General features: G+C 70.1%; 22 protein-coding genes. 5 read left to right on the top strand and 17 right to left on the bottom strand.

Going from position 1 to position 25,369, the window contains the following annotated elements; genetic code table 11:
• Nucleotides 1-2: 2 nt before the first annotated feature.
• Both OG943_RS47245 and OG943_RS47240 read right to left on the bottom strand, forming a co-directional pair.
• Entirely contained in the window at nt 3-344 is a 342-nt protein-coding gene (locus tag OG943_RS47245) for a beta/gamma crystallin domain-containing protein (protein WP_328607385.1), read from the bottom strand.
• Nucleotides 345-526: 182 nt separating this feature from the next.
• On the bottom strand, nt 527-1,066 hold the full coding sequence (locus OG943_RS47240) for a hypothetical protein (protein WP_328607384.1): 540 nt from the start codon (nt 1,064-1,066) through the stop codon (nt 527-529).
• Nucleotides 1,067-1,603: 537 nt separating this feature from the next.
• On the opposite strand from OG943_RS47240, the gene OG943_RS47235 reads away from it, so the two are divergent.
• From OG943_RS47235 to OG943_RS47225, 3 genes are read left to right on the top strand one after another with little or no spacing between them, the layout of a single operon-like run.
• Nucleotides 1,604-2,044, top strand: a complete 441-nt coding sequence (locus OG943_RS47235; RefSeq protein ID WP_328607383.1) for a hypothetical protein — start codon at nt 1,604-1,606, stop codon at nt 2,042-2,044.
• Nucleotides 2,041-2,667 (top strand): DUF3558 domain-containing protein, encoded by a 627-nt coding sequence (locus OG943_RS47230; protein ID WP_328607382.1) that lies wholly within the window; start codon nt 2,041-2,043, stop codon nt 2,665-2,667. Before OG943_RS47235 ends, OG943_RS47230 begins: the two co-directional genes overlap by 4 nt.
• 1 nt (nt 2,668) lies before the next feature.
• Complete coding sequence (locus OG943_RS47225; protein WP_328607381.1) at nt 2,669-3,904, top strand: hypothetical protein; 1,236 nt, start codon at nt 2,669-2,671, stop codon at nt 3,902-3,904.
• Nucleotides 3,905-3,953: 49 nt separating this feature from the next.
• Here the strand turns inward: OG943_RS47225 and OG943_RS47220 are convergent, their stop codons facing one another.
• The 3 genes from OG943_RS47220 to OG943_RS47210 all read right to left on the bottom strand — a co-directional run bounded on the left by OG943_RS47220 (nt 3,954) and on the right by OG943_RS47210 (nt 9,051).
• Complete coding sequence (locus OG943_RS47220; protein WP_328607380.1) at nt 3,954-4,667, bottom strand: ESX secretion-associated protein EspG; 714 nt, start codon at nt 4,665-4,667, stop codon at nt 3,954-3,956.
• Between the two features lie 314 nt (nt 4,668-4,981).
• The gene (gene smc / locus OG943_RS47215) at nt 4,982-8,584 is read right to left on the bottom strand and encodes a chromosome segregation protein SMC (RefSeq protein WP_328607379.1); all 3,603 of its coding nucleotides are present in this window, start codon (nt 8,582-8,584) and stop codon (nt 4,982-4,984) included.
• Nucleotides 8,585-8,760: 176 nt separating this feature from the next.
• On the bottom strand, nt 8,761-9,051 hold the full coding sequence (locus OG943_RS47210; protein WP_328607378.1) for an acylphosphatase: 291 nt from the start codon (nt 9,049-9,051) through the stop codon (nt 8,761-8,763).
• A gap of 207 nt (nt 9,052-9,258) precedes the next feature.
• Here OG943_RS47210 and OG943_RS47205 point away from each other — a divergent pair, with 207 nt between their 5' ends.
• Nucleotides 9,259-9,903 carry a hypothetical protein gene (locus OG943_RS47205; protein ID WP_328607377.1) on the top strand — a complete coding sequence of 215 codons (645 nt, stop codon included), beginning with the start codon at nt 9,259-9,261 and terminating at the stop codon, nt 9,901-9,903.
• Between the two features lie 80 nt (nt 9,904-9,983).
• On the opposite strand, the gene OG943_RS47200 is transcribed toward OG943_RS47205, so the two are convergent.
• The 6 genes from OG943_RS47200 to kdpF form a co-directional block, all read right to left on the bottom strand.
• Nucleotides 9,984-10,682 carry a response regulator gene (locus OG943_RS47200; protein WP_091623547.1) on the bottom strand — a complete coding sequence of 233 codons (699 nt, stop codon included), beginning with the start codon at nt 10,680-10,682 and terminating at the stop codon, nt 9,984-9,986.
• 148 nt (nt 10,683-10,830) lie between these two features.
• Nucleotides 10,831-13,431: a sensor histidine kinase KdpD gene (locus OG943_RS47195; RefSeq protein ID WP_328607376.1), complete on the bottom strand. Its 2,601-nt coding sequence runs from the start codon at nt 13,429-13,431 to the stop codon at nt 10,831-10,833.
• 4 nt (nt 13,432-13,435) lie between these two features.
• Entirely contained in the window at nt 13,436-14,047 is a 612-nt protein-coding gene (locus OG943_RS47190; RefSeq protein WP_328607375.1) for a potassium-transporting ATPase subunit C, read from the bottom strand.
• Between the two features lie 5 nt (nt 14,048-14,052).
• Entirely contained in the window at nt 14,053-16,146 is a 2,094-nt protein-coding gene (gene kdpB / locus OG943_RS47185; protein WP_328607374.1) for a potassium-transporting ATPase subunit KdpB, read from the bottom strand.
• Complete coding sequence (gene kdpA / locus OG943_RS47180; protein ID WP_328607373.1) at nt 16,143-17,804, bottom strand: potassium-transporting ATPase subunit KdpA; 1,662 nt, start codon at nt 17,802-17,804, stop codon at nt 16,143-16,145. Before kdpA ends, kdpB begins: the two co-directional genes overlap by 4 nt.
• 39 nt (nt 17,805-17,843) lie before the next feature.
• Nucleotides 17,844-17,945 carry a K(+)-transporting ATPase subunit F gene (gene kdpF, locus OG943_RS47175; RefSeq protein WP_328607372.1) on the bottom strand — a complete coding sequence of 34 codons (102 nt, stop codon included), beginning with the start codon at nt 17,943-17,945 and terminating at the stop codon, nt 17,844-17,846.
• 422 nt (nt 17,946-18,367) lie between these two features.
• Between kdpF and asnB the strand changes: the two genes are divergently transcribed.
• Nucleotides 18,368-20,209: an asparagine synthase (glutamine-hydrolyzing) gene (gene asnB / locus OG943_RS47170; protein ID WP_328607371.1), complete on the top strand. Its 1,842-nt coding sequence runs from the start codon at nt 18,368-18,370 to the stop codon at nt 20,207-20,209.
• Between the two features lie 169 nt (nt 20,210-20,378).
• On the opposite strand, the gene OG943_RS47165 is transcribed toward asnB, so the two are convergent.
• From OG943_RS47165 to OG943_RS47140, 6 genes are all read right to left on the bottom strand, one after another.
• Nucleotides 20,379-20,882, bottom strand: coding sequence for a GNAT family N-acetyltransferase (locus tag OG943_RS47165; RefSeq protein ID WP_328607370.1), 504 nt, complete (start codon nt 20,880-20,882; stop codon nt 20,379-20,381).
• Nucleotides 20,883-21,022: 140 nt separating this feature from the next.
• Nucleotides 21,023-21,259 (bottom strand): hypothetical protein, encoded by a 237-nt coding sequence (locus OG943_RS47160; protein WP_328607369.1) that lies wholly within the window; start codon nt 21,257-21,259, stop codon nt 21,023-21,025.
• A 29-nt stretch (nt 21,260-21,288) separates the two neighbouring features.
• Nucleotides 21,289-21,660: a hypothetical protein gene (locus OG943_RS47155; RefSeq protein ID WP_328607368.1), complete on the bottom strand. Its 372-nt coding sequence runs from the start codon at nt 21,658-21,660 to the stop codon at nt 21,289-21,291.
• Between the two features lie 87 nt (nt 21,661-21,747).
• Nucleotides 21,748-22,749 carry a Gfo/Idh/MocA family protein gene (locus OG943_RS47150; RefSeq protein ID WP_328607367.1) on the bottom strand — a complete coding sequence of 334 codons (1,002 nt, stop codon included), beginning with the start codon at nt 22,747-22,749 and terminating at the stop codon, nt 21,748-21,750.
• Nucleotides 22,750-22,789: 40 nt separating this feature from the next.
• A complete protein-coding gene (locus OG943_RS47145) occupies nt 22,790-24,283 on the bottom strand; it encodes a CoA-acylating methylmalonate-semialdehyde dehydrogenase (protein ID WP_328607366.1) in 1,494 nt (497 codons plus the stop codon).
• A complete protein-coding gene (locus OG943_RS47140) occupies nt 24,280-25,290 on the bottom strand; it encodes a LacI family DNA-binding transcriptional regulator (RefSeq protein WP_328607365.1) in 1,011 nt (336 codons plus the stop codon). Before OG943_RS47140 ends, OG943_RS47145 begins: the two co-directional genes overlap by 4 nt.
• Between the last annotated feature and the right edge of the window lie 79 nt (nt 25,291-25,369).

Raw genomic sequence — 25,369 nt, 5'->3', positions numbered from 1 at the left:
AATCAGTAGATGACGACCTGCCGGGCGTGCACGAAGTTCAGATCGCGCGCCTCCCACTTCCCCAGATCGGTCCGGCCGCCGTCCCAGTAGACGGTCACCACGTTGTTGCCGGAGTCGATCCGGGTGACCCCGGAAAGGTCGACGCCCACCGCGCCGGGATTGGCGAAGCACGCGGTGTCACTGCCGTCCCAAGGGTTTCCGCCCGCGAGGGACAGCCGGAGGAAATCGGTCCGGCCGTCGCAGGCGAGCTGACCGGCGGCGAAGGCCGAGCCGGCCGGAACCGTGACGGCCAGCGCGAGGGCCGCGGTGGCACCGATGGCCATTCTCTTGACGAGTGAAGACATGTTCGCTGAAGGACCTTTCTTCTGAGAACGTCGCGAGTGCGCCCGGCCGCGGCGGGGAACTCACGCGACCGGGCACCGCCGACATAACCAGCTCCGGGCCCGGCGCGGACAGCCGATCCGACCGATTCGTACCCGTTCTTACCCGTTCCGAGGGCGGAACAACTGATTCCCGGCAGGGCCTTTCAGGGCTGTCCGTGGAACGAAAGACCCTTGCCGCCGCAGCCGATCAGGCCGCTTCCGACGGCGCCGCCGTCGTAGGCGCACTGCCAGCCGTCGACGTCCAGGACGTGCGCGGTTCCCTGGGACTTGGTGGGCGCCTGGGCCAGGTAGTCGGAGAGCACGTCGATCGCCTCGGTGCAGCCGACCGTCCCGGCGGGCATCGCCTCGGCCACCACGTCGATCTTCCCGGTGGGGCCGTCGATCTTGCCGCAGTCGACCGTCTTGCCGAGCTCGCCCCGCTTCGGCAACGCGGCCTTCTGCTTGTCCGCGGAGGCGCCCTCGGCCTGCCGTCCCGACGGCGTGGGCTTGGGTGCGCGGGCCTGCGGCTGTGTGGGCACGGCGGAAGCCGTGGTCGACGGGGCCGGGGCCGAAGACGTGGCGGTCGGCGCGGCCGACGTCGCGAACGGCTGCGCTGCCTGCGCGCCGCCGTCGCACGCGGCGATCGTCAGAGCGACGCCGAGCAACGAACCGGAAATCACCGTACGGGCCACCAACTTGCGCATTTTCTGTTCCCCTCCTGGACTTACCGCCACCAAGTTCTTCGAACGTCCAGGAAGACGCCTGCCGCACCGGTCAGTTGATCAGTGCGGCGGATGGACCGCGCATCTTGCCCCTTCGGGCACGAATCCCCCGCCGGGGCGAACCGGATCAGGAAGGCGGAACCAGCTGCTCCTCGGTGGCACGCAGCCGCTGCCAGGAGTCCAGCAGCCCGGGCGTGGCGGTGTCGTCGAGCGCCGCCTCGACCTCGTCCGTCACGGAGAAGGGTGACGGGTGGGGATCAAGAAGGCCCGGCAGCCCGACGCGGTAGTCATGTTCGCCCCTCGTCCCACTCGCCCCTACGCACGCAGCCGAAGCCGAGGAGCCGCAGAAGGCTGTCGTCTGACGCTGCCACCACTCCACCGCACAAGCGCCGCCCTTCGGGGCGGCCCTTGTGCGGTGAGCGGCAGTTTTATCGAATAGCTTTTATGTCTATAGAAATAGCATCCTAAGCATTTATGTCTTGTTTTCAGGAATTGCCACAACCTGCCCACAACGAGTGAGTGATCGGATACGGTGATGCGTCGAAGCCGCAATTTTTGAGCGTTGCCGAGGGGGCAGCCATGTGGGAAGACGTCGCCTTCACCGTCATGGGCACAGGCACGTCCGGGTCCAGCCAGCCCGGGTTCTCAATGAGCCCGGACGAGGCCAAGAAGACCCTCGCCGGACTCATCCAGGTACGGGACTCGCTGAACGAGATGCACTACACAGTCACCACGCTCTGCGCGATGAAGGCTCCATCACAAGACCCGGCGACCGCGGCCATGCACCACGCCCGTGTTGGCGATGGCAGCAAGCTTGGCGCCTTCTCCTACGGCGGTGGCCACATCGACCTGCAACTCGGCTATGTCAACGAACTCATCGACCGCATCTCAAAGGCACTGCATATCACCGTGAACAACGACAGCGAACAGCGCGGCCGATTCGAAGGTATGGGCGCATGAAAACCCCGACCGCTTCCCACACATGGCTCCTTTTGGCCACCGTCTCTGCGTTGCTGCTGAGCGCCTGCTCGACCACCACCGCCGGCTCTCCTGCGCCCGCACCCAGCAGTTCCACCTCGCAGAGCGAACCCGCGCCCCCTTACGGCGGTGCACCAAAAGTCGACAACCCGCTGCCTGACAGCACACTCGCCGGCGACCCATGCGACGCACTGACACCGGAACAGCTGAAGGTCGATGTAGGCCCAGGTATCACAGGCACGCGCGGCGACCTGTCGAAGTTCGCTCGCGCATGCCACTGGTCTGCCCCGCAGGTCGGCGCGCTGTTGGTGATTTCCTTCATGAGCCAGCATGAAGATGGCTTGAGCCCGGTCTACAGCCAGACCCAGCAGTCCATGAAGCGGTTCGACGTGCTGCCACCCATTCAAGGGTTCCCTGCCGTCGGCTACTCCGACAAACCAGGACCTGTCTCATCGTTCTGCAACGTCGCGGTCGGAGTCGCAGACAATCTCCGATTCGAGGTCAGCCTGACAGTCGCGGCCAACAGCACATCCGACGCCTGCAAGATCGCCGCGGAGATCGCCGGCGACGTAGCCACCACACTGAAGCAGAAAGCGGGGCGCTGACATGGACTGGCTGGAAGCGGCGAAGCTGACGGCACAGCAATGGCAGGCGAGCCAGCCGCCCCAGGTGCCGATCGACCAGATCGTCCAGCAACTTCAGCAGTCCGACTCGTCCGGCTGGCAAGACGGCGTCGACCTCTCTCACGGCCTCGCCACCAAACAAGAGGCGCTCAGCCAGCAGATGACCTCACTGATGAGCAACATGGAGTCGTCCTGGCAGGGCGAGGGTGCCGACCTCGCGCGCTCGCGGATGCAGAAGATGCGCGACTCGATGATCGACGCGCATCAGACATTCCTGGGCAACGAAGACACCCACGCCGCCGGCCTCGCGATGCACGAGAACCTGCGCAACCAGATCGCCGCGATGCCGCCGAAGCCGTCCCTCGCACCTGGCCAGACCGTCGGCTTCACCAACGTCGACATGCTCGTGAAGTCGTCCGCCTACATCGACGCGGCGCAGAAGAACCTCGACACCTACAACGCCTTCGCCACCGAAAGCCAAAGCAACTCCGGCCAGCTCAGGGCTGACTACGGCGTCATCGGGAAATACGACGGCGGCGACGTCTCCTTGGCCGAGCAGCCGCCCGCCAAGCCACCGGTCAAGCCGACTTCGCACGGGCCGTCCGAGCCGAGCGGCGGTTACTCAGGCCCGCCCCGCACCCAAGGCCCCGGTGGACCGAACTCGCCGACCTCCTCGCCGAACGGGCCCCGGCCCGGCTATCGGCCGCAGAACGTGCCCGTCGCGTCCGGGCCGGACAACACCACCACTTCCTCTTACCAGCCACCGAATCTCCCCGGCGGCTCGGGCGGATCCGGTCCTGGCAACGCAGGCGGGTTCGGGTCCGGCGGTTCGGGCACCTTCGGGCCGGGCGGATCCGGAGGGTTCGATCCGGTCAGCGGGTTCGGCCCTGGCGGGTCGGCAGGTGGCTTCGGCCCGGGCGGATCAGGTTCCGGCGGATCGGGCTCCGGTGGTCAGAACGGCGCAGGAGCACGCTCCGGCATCGGCGGCAACGAACCGGGCGCTGCGGGCGCTCGCGGCCCCGGCGCGGGCGGTGCCGCGAGCGCCCGCAACGGCTCACCCGGAATGGGCGGTGGCATGGGCCGCGGCGGCAAGAAGGGCGAGGAAGACGCTGAGCACGAACGCAAGTACGTGCTCGACGTTGACCTGTTCGCCGACGAGAAAACCGCCATCGATCCGGAAACCGGCTTCCGGCCCGTTCCCCCGACGCTCGGCACCTGAGCACCTGCCGTGGTCGCCCCGGTACCGAGTACTGGGGCGACCACGGTCGTCAGAGCGCATCGCAGATGTCATTCAGGACTTTCACGACCGCAGGCGGACCACCGGGAATCAGTTCGGTGCGGTCGTTTTCGCGGCGGTAGGTCAGCACGCGGCCGATCTCCAGGTCTACGACAGTGATCGGACCGCCGACCCGGCGGTCCCGGCCGGTGCGTACGGCCGAGTACAGCTGATGCACGCCGAGCTGCCGGTTCCTCAGCACAGCGGACAAATACTCGCGATCTGTGCCGTCTTCGAACGGATCCGCCGTTTCCGAACGCGGCTCGACAGCGACCGGCCGAATCGCAGCGGCGGGCAGCGGCGGCAGCGTGTCGTGAAGGGCGGTGGCCAGCCGCGTGGCCGGGATCGGGTGCAGCTCGACCAAGCCGTCGTATACCTTGGCCAACACGGCATCTTGCCCCTGCCGCACCGCTATCGCCGCGCCGCGGTTGCCGTTCTGCAGTTCGCTCCAGCCGAAACATTCCTGTTCGGCATGGCCGAGCACCTGCAACGTGGCCCGCCAGCGCGGCGCCAGGGCCTCCTCCGCGGCCAGCCCGGTTCGAGCGAGGAAAGCCATAGCCGCGACGTGCTGCTCCCAGCGCGCGGATTCGTCAGACCAGAACCGGCCAACGCCAAAAATCGGATGCGGGTCGCCCAGATCGAGCATGGTCCACGCGGTACTGAACACCGCGGCCGGCAACACGACCGGCTCTGCGAGGACGGTCATTCGCCGATGTAAACGAGCAGTCGCCGCATTCCGGCGCGCAGTTGTGGAACCTGCCGAGTCCTGCCTACCTGATTCGCCCGCACGAGTCCCCCTCGATGCCAGTGTCTGCAATTGGTGACAGGCAACAGTAACCGATCTTGGAGCCAACGGGAGAACGCTTCGGCCGAATACACCCGAAGCAAGACGCAAACGCTATAGTCATCTATGTCCTAGCTATTTACGATTTTCTTCTCGCTGCTGCGTCAAACTCGTTTCCGGACAACAAAGGAGGGCCTCCCGGCTATGCCGTGGGAAGCCCTCCTTTGTTGCTCTGCTCAGGAAGCCGGGACCCGCTCCTCGTCGGCGGCCCGCAGCCGCTGCGAGATCACCTTGGTGATGCCGTCGCCCTGCATGCTCACGCCGTAGAGCGCGTCGGCGATCTCCATGGTCGGCTTCTGGTGGGTGATGATGATCAGCTGCGAAGAGTCCCGCAGCTGCTCCAGCAACCCGATCAGCCGGCGCATGTTGGTGTCGTCCAGTGCCGCCTCGACCTCGTCCATCACGTAGAAGGGTGACGGGCGGGCGCGGAAGATCGCGACCAGCATGCCCACCGCCACCAGCGACTTCTCGCCACCGGAGAGCAGCGAGAGCCGCTTGACCTTCTTGCCCGGCGGCCGCGCCTCGACGTCGACGCCCGTGGCCAGCAGGTCGTTCGGCTGGGTGAGCACCATCCGGCCCTCGCCGCCGGGGAACAGCACGCTGAACACCGTCTCGAACTCGCGGGCGACGTCGGCGTAGGCCGCGGCGAAGACCTCCAGGATCTTCTCGTCCACCTGCCGGATCACCGCCTCGAGGTCCTTGCGGGTGTCCTTGAGGTCTTCCAGCTGGGTGGACAGGAACTTGTACCGCTCCTCCAGCGCCGCGAACTCCTCCAGCGCCAGCGGGTTGACCTTGCCCAGCAGCGTCAGGTCCTTCTCCGCGCGCTTGGCGCGGCGGGCCTGCGTGTCGCGGTCGTACGGCATCGGGGGCGGCGGCGTGACGTCCTCGCCGCGCTCCTTCGCCGCTTCGTACTCGGCCATCTCGCCGGCGCTCGGCGGCACCGGCACGTCCGGGCCGTACTCGGTGACCAGGTCCTCCAGGCCGATGCCGAAGTCCTCGGCGATCTTGGTCTCGAGCGTCTCCAGCCGGAGCCGCTGCTCGGCGCGCAGCACCTCGTCGCGGTGCACGGCGTCGGTCAGCTTCTCCAGTTCGCCGGACAGCTCGCGGACCTTGCCGCGGACGGCGGTCAACGCCGTTTCGCGCGTCTGCCGCTGGGCCTGGGCCTCGTCGCGCTCGGCGGCCGCGCGCTGCACGGAGTGCTCGATCCGCTCCAACGCCAGCTCACCGGCGTCGACCACGGCGTTCGCGATCTCGGCGCCGCGCTCACGGGCCTCGCGCGCCTTCGCCAGCCGCTCACGGGCCTGCTGCTCGGCGTGCGCGGCACGGCGGAGCGATTCGGAGCGTCCGGCGATGCTGCGCGCCCGCTCCTCGGAGGTGCGCTGCGCGAGCCGCGCCTCCATCTCCTCCTGCCGGACCACGGTCAGCTGCGCCACGGCCTCATCGCGCTCGGCGGTGTCCGGGTCGTCCTCCACCGGCTGCTCGGCGACGGCGGTGAGCCGCTCCTCCAGCTCGGCCAGCTGGGCCAGCGCCTGCTCGCGGCTCTGCTCGACCTTCGCGCGCTGGCCGGTGAACCGCTCGACCTCGGCCTGCGCGGACCGCACGGCCTGCTGCATCCGGTTGAGCCGCTCCGACGAGCGTGCCTTGCGGACCTTCGCGTCGCCGAGGGCGTCCTTGGCCTGGCCGACCTCTTCACGACGGGCCTGCTGCTCGGCGCGGGCGCCCTCCAGCTCGGCGGTGAACCGCTCCAGCGCGCGCTCGGCCGTGCGCAGCCGCTCCCCCGCCTCGTCGACCGCGGCCTGGACCTCGATCACGCTCTCGCGCGCCGCGGACCCGCCGGCCACCCAGCTGGCGCCGAAGACGTCGCCCTCGGCCGTCACCGCGCGCACGTCCGGGTAACTCGCGACGAGCTGCCGCGCCGCCTCCAGCCCGTTCACCAGCGCCAGCTTGTCGAGCGCGTGCTCGACGGCGGGGCGCAGCTGTTCCGGCGCGTTGACCACCTCGCGGGCCCAGCGCGCGCCGTACGGCAGCGCCGGCCAGGAACTTGTGTCCACTATGGACGCGTAGCCGCCGAGCACGATGCCCGCGCGGCCGGAATCGGTGTCCTTCAAGTACTTCAGCGCGTGCAGCGCCTGTTCCCCGCCCGCCACGGCGACGGCGTCGGCCACCGGCCCGAGCGCGGCGGCCAGCGCCACCTCATGCCCCGGCTCGACCGTCAGCAGCGCGGCGACCGAGCCCAGCAGGCCGGGCAGCTCGTGGGACGCGCCCAGCAGCGCGCCCGCGCCGTCCTTGCGCTTGAGGCCCATCGACAGCGCCTCGACCCGCGCCCGCTCCGAAGCGATCTCGCGCTCGGAGCCACGCTCGGCCTTCACCAGCTCCTCGACGCGGGCCTTGGCGGCGTTGTTGGCCTCGACCGCGCGGTCGTGCCGCTGCATCAGGTCGGCGTCGTCGGACTCCTCGACCCCGCCCTCGGCCTGCGCCTCTTCCAGCTCCTCGACCGCGATCTCGGCGCGCTCGGCGGACTCTTCGAGGGAGACGGTCAGGCGGTCGATCTCGTCGGCGGTCGCGCCGTTCTTACTGCGCAGCGCCTCGACCTGGCCGGTCAGCTTGGCCATGCCCTCGCGCCGGTCGGCGATCGCGCGGACGGCGGCCCAGTGCGCGCGCTCGGCGGCCTGCACCCGCTGTTCGAGGTCTTCGCGCCGCAGCACGGTTTCGGCCAGCAGCTCACGGGCCTCCATGACGGCCTCGTTGAGCTCCTGCTCCCGCTCGGCCACCTGCTCGGCCTCGGCCAGCAGCTCCTCCGGGTCACGGCCGCCGGTGGGCGCGGCGACGTCGGAGGACAGGTGCCGCTGACGTTCCACGGCCAGCCGCACGGTGCCGCGCAGGCGCTCGGCCAGCGCGGAAAGCTTGTACCAGGTCTCCTGGGCGCTCTGCAGCTTCGGCGCGTCCTCGGCGAGCGAGGCCTCCAGCTCGGTCTCCTCGGCGGCGGCGACCTCCAGCGTCTGCTCCACCTCGGCGCGGCGCTGGCGGGCGGTGCGCTCGTCGGCCTCTTCCCTGGCGATGGAGCCGCGCTGGGTGACCAGGTCGTCGGCGAACAGGCGCAGCCGCGAGTCCCGCAGCTCCGACTGGACCCACTGCGCCTTGCGCGCGATCTCGGCCTGCTTGCCCAGCGGCTTGAGCTGGCGGCGCAGCTCCGTGGTGAGGTCGCCGAGCCGGTCGAGGTTGCCCTGCATGTTCGCGAGCTTGCGCAGGGTCTGTTCCTTGCGCTTGCGGTGTTTCAGCACGCCCGCGGCCTCTTCGATGAACGCGCGGCGCTCCTCGGGCTTCGACTCGAGAATCGCCGCCAGCTGCCCCTGCCCGACGATGACGTGCATCTCCCGGCCGATGCCGGAGTCCGACAGCAGCTCCTGGACGTCCATCAGCCGGCAGCGGTCGCCGTTGATCTCGTACTCGCTCGCGCCGTCGCGGAACATCCGGCGGGTGATGGAGACCTCGCCGTACTCGATGGGCAGCGCGCCGTCGGCGTTGTCGATGGTGAGCGTGACCTCGGCCCGCCCCAGCGGGGCCCGGCCCGTGGTGCCGGCGAAGATGACGTCTTCCATCTTGCCGCCGCGCAGGTCCTTCGCGCCCTGGGTGCCCATGACCCAGCGCAGCGCGTCCAGAACGTTGGACTTGCCCGAGCCGTTCGGCCCGACCACACAGGTGATCCCGGGCTCGAAGCGCAGCGTGGTCGCCGAGGCGAAGGACTTGAAGCCCTTCAGCGTCAAGCTTTTCAGGTGCACGTGGTGCGGACCCCTCTGGCCTCGGGTACTGGCTCTTCAATCGGTCCAGGCTACCTGGGCACCCGCCGTCACCGTGGGAGGCCGCCGGGCCCGGGCGCGCCTAGCACAGAACGTGACACCACGGCAACCCCTCTGTCCCCACGCGTCACAACCAGCCCGCCGGCGCCCGGCGCGGGTCAGCGCTCGGTGAAACCCGTGAGGCCGCCCTTGGCCGCCGCCCAGCGTTCGACCACGTGATCCACGCTTCCGGGTGATTTCCCCGATCGAAGTGCGGCCAACAGCCGCTCACAGTGGTCTCGTATACCCTCCGCTACCACCTCAACACGACCGTCCGGCAGGTTCCTGGCGAAGCCGATCAGGCCGAGTTCCAGCGCGCGGCTCCGAGTCCACCAGCGGAAACCGACGCCCTGGACCTGTCCGTGCACCCAGGCCGCCAGCCGGACGGGTGTTTCTTTTTCACTCACCATCCCATTCTGCCGGAGGCGCTCGGCTGCGGACAGTGACCGCCTCCGGTCGATAGCTGCGCGAATGGGGCATGGCCGGTGATAACCTCCCCGCCGAGGTCAGCGTCCAGGGCCACTGCAGTCCAGGGAGTCCACTGCGTACGGACCAGGTGGAACGCCCGGATCGAAGTGCTTCACGACTTCCAGCGTCACATCCCGTAAGGAGCCTGCATGTCCCGTCCCGACGGGCCGGATCCGAGCACCCGAATCTCCGTCGCCCCGCCGAAGGGCGCGAGCGGCATCATGAGCCGCGCCGGTTACGCCATCCTCGGCGTGAGCGGCCTGGTCGTCGCCACGGCGTTCGCCGCGGTCGCCGAACTGGCGGGCCCGGGCAGCACGGCGGCCGACAGCACGAACGTCCCCGGCGGCGGCCAGGGCACCCTGCCGGGCAGCTCGCAGGTGGTGACGGGCAACGCGGTCCCGGGCGCCCCGGCGACCGGACCGTCCAGCCCGGACGGCTCCACCGCGCCGTCCGCCCCGACCACGGTGGTGTCCGTCGGCGCCGACGGCGTCCCGACCACCTCGGTCGTCACCCCGCCGGCCAATCCCGGCCCTGGCAACAACCCGCCGCCGGGTGGAGGCGGACCGGTGGAGACGACGACCGGGCGGAGCGACCCGCCGCCGTCCTCACACACCGTCACCCCGCCGCCGACTTCGGACTCGTCGAAGCCGCCGACGTCTCCCCCGTCGTCGGACCCGCCGAGCAGCAGCAACGGCGGCGGTGGCAGCACCAGCGGCGAGCCGCCGAGCAGCACCAGCCGAACCACCGGCAACTCGTCCACTTCGGACACCGCGCCCTCGAACTCCGGGCGCTGAAACACTGAAACACTGAAACGCCGTCAAGGCCTCCTTACCTACCTTGAGCGTAGGTAAGGAGGCCTTGACGGCGTTGGACGTCAGACCTCGAACCGGTAGCCCATGCCGGGCTCGGTCAGCAGATGCCGCGGCCGCGAAGGCTCGGGCTCCAGCTTCCGCCGCAGCTGGGCCAGATACACGCGCAGGTAGTGCGACTCCGTCTCGTACGACGGGCCCCACACCTCGTGCAGCAACTGCTTCTGCGCCACCAGCCGGCCGCGGTTGCGGACCAGCAGCTCCAGCACGCCCCACTCGGTCTTGGTCAGGTGGACCTCGCGGCCGTCGCGGCGGACCTTTTTCGCCGCCAGGTCGATGGTGAACGAGCCGGTGTCCACCACCGCCTCCGCGCCGTCCGAACCGGCGACGGCCGAGCGGCGCACCGCGGCGCGCAGCCGGGCCAGCAGCTCGTCCATGCCGAAGGGCTTGGTCACGTAGTCGTCCGCGCCCGCGTCGAGCGCCTGCACCTTGTCGGCCGAGTCACCGCGCGCGGACAGCACGATGATCGGCACCGTCGTCCAGCCGCGCAGCCCCGCGATCACCTCGGTGCCGTCGAGGTCCGGCAAGCCGAGGTCCAGCACCACGACGTCCGGCTTCGTCTCCGCGACGGCCTTGAGCGCCGCCGTGCCGTCGTGCGCGGTGATCACCTTGTAACCACGGGCGGTCAGGTTGATCCGCAGCGCCCGCACGATCTGCGGCTCGTCGTCCACCACCAGCACGGTGGCCGCTCTATCGGGACTCAAGACCAGCCTCCTGTGCTATTGCGGGACACCCGCACCCGGTCGGCACAGCGAGCGAGCTGACGCGATGGTGTGCTCACAGCGCCTCCTGTGCTATTGCGGGACACCCGCACCCGGTCGGCACAGCGAGCGAGCTGACGCGATGGTGTGCTCACAGCGCCTCCTGTTCCACGGCCTGGTCGATCAAGAGCAGGTCCTTGTCCGGATGCTGCCCGGTGTAGGCGGGCAGCGAGATCACCACGGTCAGCCCGCCGCCGGGGGTGTCCTCGGCGCGGATGGCGCCGCCCATCGCCTCGGTGAAGCCCTTGGCGACGGACAGCCCGAGCCCCACGCCGGGCGCCGAGTCCCGGTCGCCGCCGAGCCGTTGGAACGGCGCGAACGCCGAGTCCGCCGTGCCCTTCCGCAGCCCGCGCCCGTGGTCGACGATCCGCAGCTCCACGTGGTCCGAGTGCGCGCTCGCCCGGGCCGAGACCGGAGTCCCGCCGTGGCGCAGCGCGTTGTCGAGCACGTTCGCGATCACCCGCTCCAGCAGGCCGGGGTCGGCGAGCACCGACGGCAGCCGCGCGTCCACCGCGACCTTCACCCCGCGCGAGTTGTCCACGTTGGACAGTGCGTGCGCGAGCACCTCGTCGTAGCCCACCGGGCGCAGGTGCGGCCGCACGGCGCCGGTGGCCAGGCGCGAGGAGTCCAGCAGGTTGTCGATCAGCCCGGCCAGCCGGTCGGCCGACTCCTCGATGGCCTCCATCAGCTCGCCGGTGTCCTCATCGGACAGTGAAAGGTCCGGCGCGCGCAGGCTGCCGATGGCGGCCTTGATGGAGGTCAACGGCGTGCGCAGGTCGTGCCCGACGGCCGAGAGCAGCGTGGTGCGCAGCTCCGTCGCCTCGGCCTTGCGCTCGGCGGCGGCCGCCGCGGCCGCCATCCGCTGCTGGCGCAGCGCGAGCAGCGCCTGCCCGGCCACGGCCTCCAGCACCCGCCGGTCCGACGCCGGCAGCGCCCGGCCACGCAACGTCAGGTGGACGTCGGCGGTCACGGCGATGTCCACATCGGCCTCGTCCGGGTCGGCGCACGGGTGCTGGCCCGCCGCGGCGACCTTCTTCCAGTCGCCGTCCCGCTTCTCCAGCAGCGTCACCGAAGTCAGGCCGAAGTTCTCCCGCACCTTCGCCAGCAGCTTCTCGATCGGATCGGCGTGGGTCAGCACAGTCCGGGCGTAGGACGCGAGCAGCGACGCCTCCGTCCGCGCCCGCGCCGCCTGGCTCCCCCGCCGCGCCGCCGACGCGACGACCAGTGCCACCAGCACGGCGACCACGATCATCGCGACGAGCGTGACCACGTTCTGCGGGCTGTGCACGTTCAGCGTGTACAGCGGGGGCGTGAAGAAGAAGTTCAGCAGTCCGGCCCCGAACACGGCCGCGAGCAGTGCCGGGCCGAGCCCGCCGACGAGCGCGACGATCACTGTCGCGAGCACGTAGAGGATCACGTCGGTGGAGAACTCCACCGCGTCGCGCAGCAGCACGCCGAGCCCGGTCGCGACCAGCGGCAGCAGGATGCTGAGCACCCAGCCGACGACCAGCCGGGACGGGGCCAGCGGGCTGTTGCCGAACCGCGCGCGCAGCCGCCCGCCCGCGTAGGAGTGGGTGACTATGTGCACGTCGATCGAGCCGGACTGCTGGACCACCGCGGCGCCGATGCCCTCGTCGAACAGCCGCGCCACCCGCGAGCGCCGCGAGGTGCCGATCACCAGCTGCGTCGCGTTGACGCCGCGGGCGAAGTCGAGCAGCGCGGTCGGCACGTCGTCGCCGACGACCGTGTGGAAGGTGGCGCCGACCTCGTCCGCGAGCGTGCGGGAGCGGGCCATGGCACCCGGGCCGGTCTTGAACGAGGACCGCCCGGACAGGCCGTCGCCGCTGAGCACGTGCACGATCTGCAGCTCCGCGCCCGCGCGCGTGGCGATCCGGCTCGCGCGCCGGATCAGCGTCTCGCTCTCCGGGCCGCCGGTGACCGAGACGACCACGCGCTCGCGGGCCTCCCAGGTGTCGGTGATCTTCTGCTCGGCGCGGTAACGCTGCAGCGCGACGTCCACCTGGTCGGCGACCCACAGCAGCGCCAGCTCGCGCAGCGCGGTGAGGTTGCCGGGGCGGAAGTAGTTGCCGAGCGCGGCGTCGATCCGCTCGGCCGGGTAGACGTTGCCGTGCGCGAGCCGCCGTCGCAGCGCCTCGGGGGTGATGTCGACCAGCTCCAGCTGCTCGGCCCGGCGCACCACCTCGTCCGGCACCGTCTCCTGCTGCGCGACGCCGGTGATGCGCTCGACCACGTCGTTCAGGCTCTGCAGGTGCTGCACGTTGACCGTGGACAGCACGTCGACGCCCATCGAGAGCAGCTCGTCGACGTCCTGCCAGCGCTTCTCGTGGCGCGCGCCCGGCACGTTGGTGTGCGCCAGTTCGTCGACCACCACGACCTCGGGCTTGCGCGCCAGGATCGCCTCGAGGTCCATCTCGGCGAACTCGTGCCCGCGGTGGGTCACGGTGCGCCGGGGCACGACCTCGAGCCCGTCGAGCAGGTCCGCGGTCTTCTTGCGGCCGTGCGTCTCGACGAGCCCGACGACCACGTCCGTGCCGCGCTCGGCCCGCCGCCTCGCCTCGCCCAGCATGGCGAAGGTCTTGCCGACGCCCGGCGCCGCGCCGAGGTAGATACGCAACTCTCCCCGGCGCGGCTTCGAGGGCCTTTCTTTCTCCGGCCCGGTTTCTGTGCTCACGCTGTCAGTGTGCTCCAGGTGCGGCCGAATGCACGGCCAAGTTGAGCTTGAGCACGTTCACACCGGGCACGCCGATCCCGGCGCCCGAGGTGTTCGCCTCGACCAGCTGCCGGACCTTGTCCTCGGCCAGTCCGGTGTTCCGGGCGACGCGGGCGATCTGCAGGTCCGCGTAGGCCACGCTGATCGACGGGTCCAGGCCGGACGCCGAAGCGGTGACCGCGTCGGCCGGCACCTGGGCGGGGCTGACGCCCTCCCGTTTCGCGATGGCGTCCTTCCGCTCGGTGATGGTCTTCACCAGGTCCTCGTTGTACGGGCCCTTGTTGGACGAGCCGGAGGTCGACGGGTCGCCGGGGCCGAGCGCGTCCTTCGAGCCCGCCGAGGGCCGGTTGTGGAACCAGGGGTCGTGCGCCGGGTCCGCCGCGACCGGGTCGACCCCGATCAGCGACGAGCCCACGGCCTGGCCGTTCTGCGTGACGATCGAGCCCTCGGCGTTCGACTCGAGTCCGGGGATCCGCCCGACCGCCCACACCGCGAGCGGGTAGATCAGCCCGAGCAGCACTGTCATCGCGATGAGGACCCGCAGGCCCGCCAACGTCTGTTTCACCATGGTGTTCACGTTCTTCACCCGATTCCCGGAATGAGCCGCACGAGCAGGTCGATCACCCAGATCCCGAGGAACGGGCTGACGATCCCGCCGAGGCCGTAGATCAGCAGGTTGCGCCGCAGCAGCGCGGACGCCGACGAAGGCCGGTACCGCACGCCGCGCAGGGCCAGCGGGATCAGCGCGACGATGATCAGCGCGTTGAAGATGACCGCGCTCAGGATCGCCGACTTCGGCGTGGCCAGGTGCATGATGTTCAGCGCGCCCAGCTGGGCGAAGATGCCGGTGAACATCGCCGGCAGGATGGCGAAGTACTTCGCCAGGTCGTTGGCCACGCTGAACGTCGTCAGCGCGCCGCGGGTGATCAGCAGCTGCTTGCCGATCTCCACGATCTCGATCAGCTTCGTCGGGTCGGAGTCGAGGTCGACCATGTTGCCGGCCTCCTTCGCGGCCGACGTGCCGGTGTTCATCGCGACGCCGACGTCCGACTGGGCCAGCGCGGGCGCGTCGTTCGTGCCGTCACCGGTCATCGCGACCAGCCGGCCGCCCTCCTGCTCCTTCTTGATCAGCGCCATCTTGTCTTCGGGCTTGGCCTCGGCGAGGTAGTCGTCGACGCCCGCGTCCTCGGCGATGGCCTTGGCGGTGAGCGGGTTGTCGCCGGTGATCATCACCGTCTTGATGCCCATCGTGCGCAGCTCGACGAAGCGTTCCTTCATGCCCGGCTTGACCACGTCGGACAGCCGGATCACGCCGCGTACGAACGCCCGTCCGCCGTCGGTCTCGGCGACCACCAGCGGGGTCCCGCCCTGCTGGCTGATGGCGTCGACCACGCGCTCGGTCTCGTCCGGCATGTCGCCGCCGCGCTCGCGCACCCACTGGCGCACGGACGCGGTGGCGCCCTTGCGGACCTGGCGCCCGCCGACGTCGATGCCGCTCATCCGGGTCTGCGCCGTGAACGGCACGAACTCGGCGAGCTTCTCGTCCTCGTCCGCCTGACCCGGCAGGCCGTGGTCGCGGGTGATCAGCTCGACGATGCTGCGGCCCTCGGGCGTGCCGTCGGCGAGGCTGGAGAGCCGGGCCGCGCGGGCGAGGTCGTCCTTGCTGGACTCGCCGACCGGGATCAGCTCGGTGGCCTTGCGGTTGCCGAAGGTGATGGTGCCGGTCTTGTCGAGCAGCAGGGTCGAGACGTCGCCCGCGGCCTCCACCGCGCGGCCTGACGTGGCGAGCACGTTGCGCTGCACCAGCCGGTCCATGCCCGCGATGCCGATCGCGCTCAGCAGCGCGCCGATCGTCGTCGGGATGAGGCAGACCAGCAGCGCGGTCAGCACGACCACCGACTGCTCGCTGCCCGAGTACGACGCCATCGGCTGCAGCGCCACCACGGCGAGCAGGAAGATGATCGTGAGCGTGGCGAGCAGGATCGTCAGCGCGATCTCGTTCGGCGTCTTCTGCCGCGAAGCACCCTCCACCAACGCGATCATGCGGTCCACAAAGGACTCACCCGGCTTGGTGGTGATCTTCACGACGACCCGGTCGGACAGCACCGTGGTGCCGCCCGTGACGGCCGAGCGGTCGCCGCCCGACTCGCGGATGACCGGGGCCGACTCGCCGGTGATGGCCGACTCGTCGACGGTCGCGATGCCCTCGACGACGTCGCCGTCGCCCGGGATGATCTCCCCGGCCTCGACCACCACGAGGTCGCCGATCCGCAGGTCCACGCCCGGCACGCGCTCCTCGGAGCCGTCCTCGGTCAGCCGCCGCGCGACCGTCTCCTTCTTGGACTTCCGCAGCGACTCGGCCTGCGCCTTGCCACGCCCTTCGGCGACGGCCTCGGCCAGGTTCGCGAACAGCACGGTGAACCAGAGCCAGATCGCGATCAGGATGGTGAACACACTCGGGTCGGTGATCGCGAAGACGGTGGTCAGCGCCGAGCCGACCCACACCACGAACATGACCGGGTTCTTCAGCTGGTGCTTCGGGTTCAGCTTGCGCAGCGCGTCCGGCAGCGACGTCCAGAGCTGCCGCGGGCTGAACACCCCCGCACCGACGCGGCCCGCGTTCTCCGCGTGGTGCTGCTGACCCTCCACTGGGGTCCGTTCTTCCGTGACTGTCATGCCAACGCCTCCGCGATGGGCCCGAGCGCAAGCGCGGGGATGAAGGTGAGAGCCGCAACGAGCACGATGGTGCCGGTGAGCATCGTGCCGAAGAGCGGCCCGGTGGTGGGCAGCGTGCCGGCGGTCTCCGGGACCTTCTTCTGCGAGGCCAGCGAGCCGGCCAGGCACAGCACCGCGATGATCGGGACGAGCCGGCCGAGCAGCATCGCCACCGCGAACGAGGACTGGAACCAGTTGCTCGTCGCGGTCAGCCCGCCGAACGCGCTGCCGTTGTTGTTACCGGTGGACGCGTAGCCGTAGAGGATCTCGGACAGCCCGTGCGCGCCGCTGTTTCCCAGCGCACCCAAGGTGTCCGGCATCATCAGCGCGATCCCCGAGCCGATCAGCACCACGGTGGGCATCGCCAGCATCGAGATCGCCGCGCAGGTGACCTCGCGCTTGCCGAGCTTCTTGCCCAGGTACTCCGGCGTGCGCCCGACCATCAGGCCGGCCAGGAACATCGCGATGATCGCCATCACGAGGATGCCGTACAGCCCGGTGCCGACGCCGCCCGGCGAGATCTCACCGAACAGCATGTTCAGCAGTGGCGCACCGCCGCCGAGCCCGGACAGGCTGTCGTGGGCGCCGTTGACCGCGCCCGTGGACGTTCCGGTTGTGGTATCAGCGAAGATCGAGGTCAGGCTCAGGCCGAAGCGCTGTTCCTTGCCTTCCATGTTCCCGCCCGCGGCCAGCGCGGCGGGGCTGTTGGTCAGCGTCTCGGAGAGCCAGGTGACCGCCAGCATCGCGGCCCACAGCAGGCCCATCACCGACAGCAGCACGTAACCCTGCTTCTTGTTGCCCACCAGCTTGCCGAACGTGCGGGTCAGGCTGACCGGGATGACCAGGATCAGGAACAGCTCCACCAGGTTCGACCACGCGTTGGGGTTCTCGAACGGGTGCGCGGAGTTGGCGTTGAGGATGCCGCCGCCGTTGGTGCCGAGTTCCTTGATCGCCTCCTGGCTCGCCGCCGGGGCCAGCGCGATGGTGCTGCTGCTGCCGTCGGGGTTCGTCACGGCGACGCCGGAGTGCAGGCTCTGCACCACGCCGAGCGCCATCAGCACGATCGCGAAGAAGAACGACATCGGCAGCAGGACCCGGATGGTGCCACGGGTCAGGTCCACCCAGAAGTTGCCGAGCCGGTCGGTGCGCGAGCGGATGAACCCGCGCGTCACCGCGATCGCGACGGCCAGGCCGACACCCGCGGAGAGGAAGTTCTGCACCGTCAGCCCGGCCATCTGCACGAAGTGGCCCATGGTCGTCTCGGGGACGTAGGACTGCCAGTTCGTGTTGGTCACGAAGCTCACCGCGGTGTTGAACGCGACCGCCGGCGACACCGAGCCGCGCCCGAAGTTCCACGGCAGCAACGGCTGCAGGCGCTGGAACAGGTACAGCAGGATGATCGAGACCAGTGAGAAGCCGAGGACGCCGGCGGCGTAGGTCGGCCAGCGCTGCTCGGAGCCCGGGTCGACCCGGACCACCTTGTAGAAGCCCTTCTCGAACCGGCTGTGCTTCTCGGCCGAGAAGACCCGGGCCATGTAGTCGCCGAATGGTTTGTAGACCACCGCCAGCGCGACCAGCAGGAGGCCGACCTGGATCAGGCCGGCCGTCGTGTCACTCATTTTTCGGTCCCTCCACGGGAAAAAGCATGTCGGGACGCATCAGAACTTCTCCGGCCTCACGAGCGCGATGAACAGGTAGATGATCAGGCCCAGCGCCAGCAGACCGCCGACGATGTTGGCCGCAGCCGAGGCGCCGCTCACAGCTTCTCCAACCCGCGCAGCGTCAACGCCAGCACCACGAACACGCCGATCAGCAAGACGGCGTACAGCAAGTCGGCCACTAGGCACCTCTCAAGACAGGTCACCCGAGTCGGGTGACCGGCGGACGTGCCGTCACTCTGCGGTCCCGGCCCAGGCAGACGGGCTGGGGCTGACGGCTCCTTGACGCCGTCCCTACGGCCGTTTACGCGTTCTTGACGCCAGGTGACCCCCACCACCGCGAACCCCTCGGCCATTCGAGGAAACCGTGCTGATGACTACCCGTAGTCACTCAGTGACGCACGCCACAGAAGGTAGTGGAACGGCGACAGAGCGTGCAATTCGGGCAGACAAGATGTTCCAGTCGTGTTACACCTGTGTTTCCGATAGTTGTACGAGCTAAGCAACTTTTTGGAGGCAACCAGATGTGCGGAATCGCCGGCTGGGTTTCCTACAACGCTGATCTGACACGACAACAGGAAGTCGCCGACGCGATGACCGAGACCATGGCCTGCCGCGGTCCGGACGACCGGGGCACCTGGGTGCGCCGCAACGTCATCCTCGGCCACCGCCGGCTCGCCATCATCGACCTGCCGGGCGGGCGGCAGCCCATGAGCGTGCGGACCCCGCGCGGCGAGATCGCGATGGTCTACAGCGGCGAGGCGTACAACTTCACCGAACTCCGCGAAGAGCTCACGAAGCTCGGGCACACCTGGGAGACCGACAGCGACACCGAAGTCGTCCTCCACGGCTACCTGCAGTGGGGCGACGCGGTGGTGGACCACCTCAACGGCATGTACGCGTTCGCGATCTGGGACGAGCGCGACGAAAAGCTGGTGATGATCCGCGACCGGATGGGGATCAAGCCGTTCTACTACTACCCGACCCGCGACGGCGTGCTGTTCGGCTCCGAGCCGAAGGCGATCCTGGCCAACCCGCTGGCCAAGCGGGTGGTCGACGCCGACGGCCTGCGCGAGCTGTTCACGTTCACCAAGCGCCCGGGCTGGTCGCTGTGGCAGGGCATGAGCGAGGTCGAGCCGGGCACGATCGTCACCGTCTCCCGCGAGGGCATCCGCACCCGCACGTACTGGAAGCTCGACGCCAAGCCGCACACCGACGACCAGGAGACCACGGTCGCCCGCGTGCGCGAGCTGATGACCGACATCGTCCACCGCCAGCTGGTCGCCGACGTGCCGCGGTGTGTGCTGCTCTCCGGCGGCCTCGACTCCAGCGCCGTCACCGGGCTCGCCGCCGCGCGGCTGGCCGAGCAGGGCGAGCAGCTGCGGACGTTCTCCGTCGACTTCTACGGCCAGGAAGAGAACTTCAAGCCGGACGAGGTGCGCGACACCCCGGACTCGCCGTTCATCCGCGACGTCGCGGACCTGGTCGGCTCGGCGCACCAGGACGTCATGCTCAACCCCGCCGAGCTCAGCGACCCGGCCGTGCGCCGCAAGGTGATCACCGCCCGGGACATCCCGGCCGGGATGGGCGACATGGACACCTCGCTGTACCTGCTGTTCAAGGCGATCCGCGGCGAGTCGACGGTGGCGCTGTCCGGCGAGTCGGCCGACGAGGTGTTCGGCGGCTACCGCTGGTTCCACGACCCGGCGGCGGTGAACGCGGACACCTTCCCGTGGCTGGCCTTCCGCACCAGCGCGACCGAGGGCCGGGCGTCGATCCTGACCAGCGAGGTCATCGCCAAGCTGAACGTCGAAGACTACGTGGCCGACCAGTACCGCACCGCGGTCGCGAACGTCGAGCACCCCGACGGCGAATCCGGGCTCGAGGCCCGGATGCGCACGATCTGCAACCTCCACCTGACCCGGTTCGTCCGGGCCCTGCTCGACCGCAAGGACCGCGCGTCGATGGCCGTGGGGCTGGAGGTGCGCGTGCCGTTCTGCGACCACCGGCTCGTCGAGTACGTCTACAACACACCGTGGTCGCTCAAGACCTTCGACGGCCGCGAGAAGAGCCTGCTGCGCCACGCCACCAAGCACGTGCTGCCGGAGTCCGTGCGCGACCGCGTGAAGAGCCCGTATCCGTCCACACAGGACCCGGGCTACGCCGCCGCGCTGCAGCAGCAGGTCAAGGAAGCACTGGCGGAGCCCAACAGCCCGGTGTTCGACCTGATCGACCGCGAGTGGGTGCACCGGGTGTCCCAAGTGGACCCGGCGACGATGTCGATGACCGACCGCTCCGGGCTGGACCGGACGCTCGACCTGTACCACTGGCTGGACCTGTACTCACCGGAGCTGCAGATCGGCTGAGCAGTCCCGGCTGTTGCGACGTGCCCTGAAGGCCACCATGAGGGACCTTGGTGCCCTCATGGTGGCCTTCAGGGCACAAAGGTCGGGCCGCTGCCGACTGGTTCGTGGCAAGAGAACGGCCCGCCCTCCTTCCTCGTGAGGGCGGGCCGTCCTGCTTCTCCCGGCCTGGTCACAACTCCAGGCGGGCGTCTACTTCCTCGCCGCGCACGTCGAGGTCCGCGCCGGTGCCGCTGAGCAGGCGGCGCGCGGCGGCGTTGTCCACTGTGGTCGAGGCGATGAACCGGGCGGCGCCGCCGTCGCGGGCCGCCTCCAGGAGTACTTCGGCCACGCGCTTGCCGATGCCGCGGCCACGGGCCGAGCGGCCGAGCCACACGCCCGCCTCCACCTCGACGGCCGACCCGCCGTGCACCGGCTGCAGGCGCGCGGCGCCCGCGGCCCGGCCGTCGACCTCGATCAGCCAGGTGGTCTCGATCGCCGTGTCCGGGTCAAGCGAGCGCCGCCGGTGGAAGGCCAGGAACGCCTCACGCCGCTCGGGGGTCCAGCCCGGCGGCCCGTCGACCGGGGGCATCACCTCGTGCGGGTCGGCGTCGGCGACCGCGGCCTCGAGCAGCCGGGCCAGGGACGGCTCGTCGAGCGGGGTCAGGACGATCTCGAAGTCAGAAAGTCCGGTCACCCGGGAAGCTTGGCACGACGTTCCCGGGATTGCGACCTGGTAATACCGCTTACCACCACGGGATGGGCGGCGCGCAGCAGCCGGACGTGCGGCGACGACCGCGACGGCACGCGGATCCGGCCGGCTCAAGTTGTCCGCGGCTACTTCAGGGTTGTCGTCCGCCGGGCCGGGCCGTTCGCACTGCGGGGGACGATCGGGACGACGCCGATCGCGCTCAGGACGGCCACGAAGCCGTTCTCGATCTGGGTGGCGGTGCTCGGCCAATAGGCGGGGCCGGAGCACATGTACTCGTCGCAGACCTCCGGGGGCGGGCCCGCGCAGCCGGCCGTGAGCAGGACGACGGCACCCGCGAGGGCGAACAGGCGAAACCGGGTCACGGCAGGACTCCTCATCGGCACGGACTTTCTCACGCGGCGTGGACCGGACGCCGCGGGCCGGAGACCACCAGCACGATCACGCCGATGGCCAGCAGGATCGCGATCACGGCTTGGTAGTACCCGGTGAGCACGCTGATCAGCGCGCTCACGGCGCCCACCACCTCCATGACCACCGCGAGACCGCGGGCCCACGGACGCCGGACCAGTAAGGCCGCGGCGAGGGCGACCAGGATCGCGATCAGGGGATTGACCACGATCACGAGCCATACCGTCGGCGCGACGTCCTGGCCGTGGTCGAGGCGCACGCTGATCGTCAGCAGTTGCACGACCCAGATCCCCAACGAGGCCAAGGCTTGCGCGAACATGACGGCCTGCGCGGTCCTTACCTGCCATCCGACCACGACCTGCTCCCCTCCGTGACGGCTCGCAGGCACGTTAGCCCGCCGTCGCCGGGAGCCCTCCCGGGTTTGTCCGCTACCGGCAGCGATCTAGCGGCGGACTTCGGCCACCCCCACCGGCCGGCGCTCGCGGCGGGAGAGCTCGCAGGCTTCGGCGATGTAAAACGCTTCCAGCGCGTCCCGCGCGCCGGCCGGGTTCGACACGCGGCCGGCGGCGACGTCCAGGAACACCTTCAGCTCCGCGACGTACGCGGGACGGAACCGCTCCATGAAGCCGGGATACGGCGGCCCGGGCAGCGGCACGACGCCGGGCTCGACCGAGCGCAACGGAGCACGATCGTCCAGCCCCACCACCACGTTCGCGGTCGAGCCGAGGGCCTCGAAGCGCACGTCGTAACCCGCGCCGTTGTAGCGGGTGAGCGAGACAGTGGCGAGGGTGCCGTCGTCCAACGTCAGGATGACGGCCGCGGTGTCGACGTCGCCCGCCTCGGCGAAGAAGGCCTCGCCGCGGTTGGCGCCCAGCGCGTAGACCTCTTCGACCTCGCGGCCGGTGACCCAGCGGATGATGTCGAAGTCGTGCACACCGCAGTCGCGGAACAGCCCGCCGGAATGGCCCACGTACTCCGCGGGCGGCGGCGCCGGGTCGAACGTCGTGGCCCGCACCGTGTGCAGCCAGCCGAGTTCGCCGCCCGCCACTGCCGCGCGCGCCGCCTGGTAACCGGCGTCGAAACGGCGCTGGAAACCGATCTGCACGGGCACGTCCGAGCCCTCGATCCGGTCGATCACGGCGAGCGTGCCCGGGATGTCCGCGGCCACCGGCTTTTCGCAGAAGACCGGGATGCCCGCGTCCACGGCCCTGAGGATCAGCGCCGGATGCGCGTCCGTGGCCGCGGTGACCACCAGGGCGTCGAGCCCGGCCCCGAACAGCGCCTCGATGTCGCTCGCGGCCTCGACGCCGAGCTTCGCCGCCGTGGCCTGCGCCCGCGCGGTGTCGACGTCGGCGACGATCACCGAGGAGACGTCTTCGAAGCCCTTGAGCGTCTCGGCGTGCGCGGTGCCGATCCGGCCGGTCCCCGCCAGTCCCAACCTCATCGTTGAACTCCTCCTGCTGGTGCGTGTGTGAGGGAACGAGCTAGCCGTGGGTCGGGAAACCCAGGTCGACGCCGTGGGCCTGGCGTGGCCAGCGCGACGTCACGGCCTTGGCCCGGGTGTAGAAGCGGACGCCCTCGGCCCCGTGCACGTGGGTGTCGCCGAAGAGCGAGTCCTTCCAGCCGCCGAAGGAGTAGTAGGCCATCGGGACCGGGATGGGCACGTTGATGCCGACCATGCCGACGGTCACGCGGCGCTCGAACTCGCGCGCCGCCAGCCCGTCGGCGGTGAAGATGGCGGTGCCGTTGCCGTACGGGTTGGCGTTGACCAGTTCCAGCGCGGCTTCGAACGAGTCCGCCCGCACCACGGCGAGCACCGGGCCGAAGATCTCGTCGGTGTACACGCTCATCTCGGGCGTCACGTGGTCGAACAACGTGGGGCCGACCCAGAAACCGCCGTCGTGGCCCTCGGGCGCGCAACCACGGCCGTCGACGACCAGCTTCGCGCCTGCTTCCTGACCGGCGTCCACATAGGACACGACGCGGTCCCGCGCGGCCGCGGTGACAACCGGGCCCATCTGCGAGGCCTCGTCGGTGCCCGGGCCGGTCTTCAGCTGACGGGTCCGCTCGGCGATGGCCTCGACCAGCGCGTCACCGGTGTCGCCCACCGCGACGACCACGGAGATGGCCATGCAGCGCTCGCCCGCGCTGCCGTAGCCGGCGGACACGGCGGCGTCGGCTGCGCCGTCGAGATCGGCGTCGGGCAGTACGACCATGTGGTTCTTCGCGCCGCCGAGCGCCTGCACGCGCTTGCCCGCGGCCGTCGCCGTCTCATAGACGTGCCGCGCGATCGGGGTGGAGCCGACAAACGAGACGCCCGCGACGTCCGGGTGCGCGAGCAGCGCGTTCACCGCCTCGGCGTCGCCCTGGACCACGTTGAGCACACCCGGCGGCAGGCCCGCCTCGGCGAACAGCTCCGCGAGCCGCACCGAGGCCGACGGGTCGCGGTCGGACGGCTTGAGCACAAACGTGTTCCCGCACGCGATGGCGACCGGGAACATCCACATCGGCACCATCACCGGGAAGTTGAACGGCGTGATGCCGGCGACCACGCCGAGCGGCTGCCGCAGCGAATACGCGTCGATGCCGCGGGAGACCTGCTCGGAGCGCTCGCCCTTCAGCACCTGCGCGATGCCGCACGCGAACTCCACCACCTCGAGGCCGCGCTGGACCTCGCCGGCGGCGTCGGCCAGCACCTTGCCGTGCTCGGCGGTGATCAGCTCCGCCAGCTCGTCCCGGTGCTCGTCCACGAGCTGGCGGAACGCGAACAGGATCCGGGTGCGCGCGGACAGTGAGCTGTCGGCCCAGTCCCGCGAGGCCTTCACGGCCGACGCGACCGCGGCGTCCACATCGGACTGTCCGGCGAGCACCACCTGACGGGCCACCTCGCCGGTGGCGGGCTGGAAGACGTCGCCGCGGCGGCTCGAGACGCCCGGGGTGCGGGCGCCGTCGATCCAGTGCTGGACGGGTTCGGTCACGGGCTCTTCCGTTCTCTCGCGGTGGTCGAGCGGACCACCAGGGAGGGGTTCAGCAGGTGCCGGACCGGCTTGGCGCGTTCGCCGCGCACCCGCTCCAGCAGGGCTTCGAGCGCCAACCGGCCCATTTCGGTGCGCGGCTGGTCCACAGTGGTCAGTGAGACGTGCCGGAGGCTGGCCAGCGACGTGTTGTCGTAGCCGACCACGGAAACGTCGTCCGGCACCCGCAGGCCGTTCTCTTCCAGCGCCGAGATCGCGCCGACGGCGTTGAAGTCGTTGCCCGCCACCAGCCCGGTCGGCAGGTCCGCCCGGTCGTAGGTGGTCAGCAGCTCCCGCACGGCCTTCTCCCCCGCGGTGTCGGTGTGCTCGCTGCGCACCACGACCGGGTCCAGCCCGTGCGCGCGCATCGCGGCCAGGAACCCGCGCCGGCGCGCGGCGGCACCGGCCGCCATCCCGCCGTCGAGGTGCGCGATGCGGCGATGACCGAGGCCCACGAGGTGGTCGACGGCCAGCGTGGAGCCGGCCTCGCCGTCGTCGTTGACCGTGTCGACACCGGCCACCCGCGAGGTCCGGGACACGAGCACTGTCGGGCACTGGAGCGCGGCCGCCTCGATCGCGGCCGTCGGCACCACCGGCGAGAGCAGCACGAGCCCGGCCGGGCGGAAGGAAAGCAGGCTGCGCAACGCCGCGCTCTCCCGCGAGGGGATCCGCCCGCCGGTGTTGAGGATGAGATCGAACCCGGCCGCCTGCGCGGCCGCGTCGAGCCCCTCCACCACGTCGGCGAAAAACGCGTTGCGCAGATCGTTCACCATCACGCCGAGCACAGTGGACGTACGGCTGGCCAGCGAGCGGGCCATCACGTGCGGCGAGTAGCCCAGCTCGTCGGCCGCGGTGAGCACGGCCTGACGGCGGATCGACGAAACCTTCGGCGAATTGCGCATTACAAGGGACACCAGCGCGCGGGAGACGCCCGCACGCGCGGCGACGTCCTCCATGGTGGGCTTCACCATTCGCGGGCCTCCCGGCACTGGGCCGGACCCGAGATCCGGCCTTGACTTTGCTGTGTCGGACGTTACATGATTAGAGCGC

This window comes from Amycolatopsis sp. NBC_00345, from assembly GCF_036116635.1.
Lineage (GTDB): Bacteria > Actinomycetota > Actinomycetes > Mycobacteriales > Pseudonocardiaceae > Amycolatopsis.
This window is presented reverse-complemented; position numbering and strand designations above follow the sequence as displayed.

What these genes read in the sequence shown, in the direction of transcription:
- OG943_RS47205 (WP_328607377.1), top strand. Translation starts at nt 9,259, where the DNA reads ATGTCCCGTCCCGACGGGCCGGATCCGAGCACCCGAATCTCCGTCGCC.
- asnB (WP_328607371.1), top strand. Translation starts at nt 18,368, where the DNA reads ATGTGCGGAATCGCCGGCTGGGTTTCCTACAACGCTGATCTGACACGA.
- OG943_RS47225 (WP_328607381.1), top strand. Translation starts at nt 2,669, where the DNA reads ATGGACTGGCTGGAAGCGGCGAAGCTGACGGCACAGCAATGGCAGGCG.
- OG943_RS47245 (WP_328607385.1), bottom strand. Translation starts at nt 344, where the DNA reads ATGTCTTCACTCGTCAAGAGAATGGCCATCGGTGCCACCGCGGCCCTC.
- kdpA (WP_328607373.1), bottom strand. Translation starts at nt 17,804, where the DNA reads ATGAGTGACACGACGGCCGGCCTGATCCAGGTCGGCCTCCTGCTGGTC.
- OG943_RS47150 (WP_328607367.1), bottom strand. Translation starts at nt 22,749, where the DNA reads ATGAGGTTGGGACTGGCGGGGACCGGCCGGATCGGCACCGCGCACGCC.
- OG943_RS47240 (WP_328607384.1), bottom strand. Translation starts at nt 1,066, where the DNA reads ATGCGCAAGTTGGTGGCCCGTACGGTGATTTCCGGTTCGTTGCTCGGC.
- OG943_RS47140 (WP_328607365.1), bottom strand. Translation starts at nt 25,290, where the DNA reads ATGGTGAAGCCCACCATGGAGGACGTCGCCGCGCGTGCGGGCGTCTCC.
- OG943_RS47220 (WP_328607380.1), bottom strand. Translation starts at nt 4,667, where the DNA reads ATGACCGTCCTCGCAGAGCCGGTCGTGTTGCCGGCCGCGGTGTTCAGT.
- OG943_RS47210 (WP_328607378.1), bottom strand. Translation starts at nt 9,051, where the DNA reads ATGGTGAGTGAAAAAGAAACACCCGTCCGGCTGGCGGCCTGGGTGCAC.
- OG943_RS47230 (WP_328607382.1), top strand. Translation starts at nt 2,041, where the DNA reads ATGAAAACCCCGACCGCTTCCCACACATGGCTCCTTTTGGCCACCGTC.
- kdpB (WP_328607374.1), bottom strand. Translation starts at nt 16,146, where the DNA reads ATGACAGTCACGGAAGAACGGACCCCAGTGGAGGGTCAGCAGCACCAC.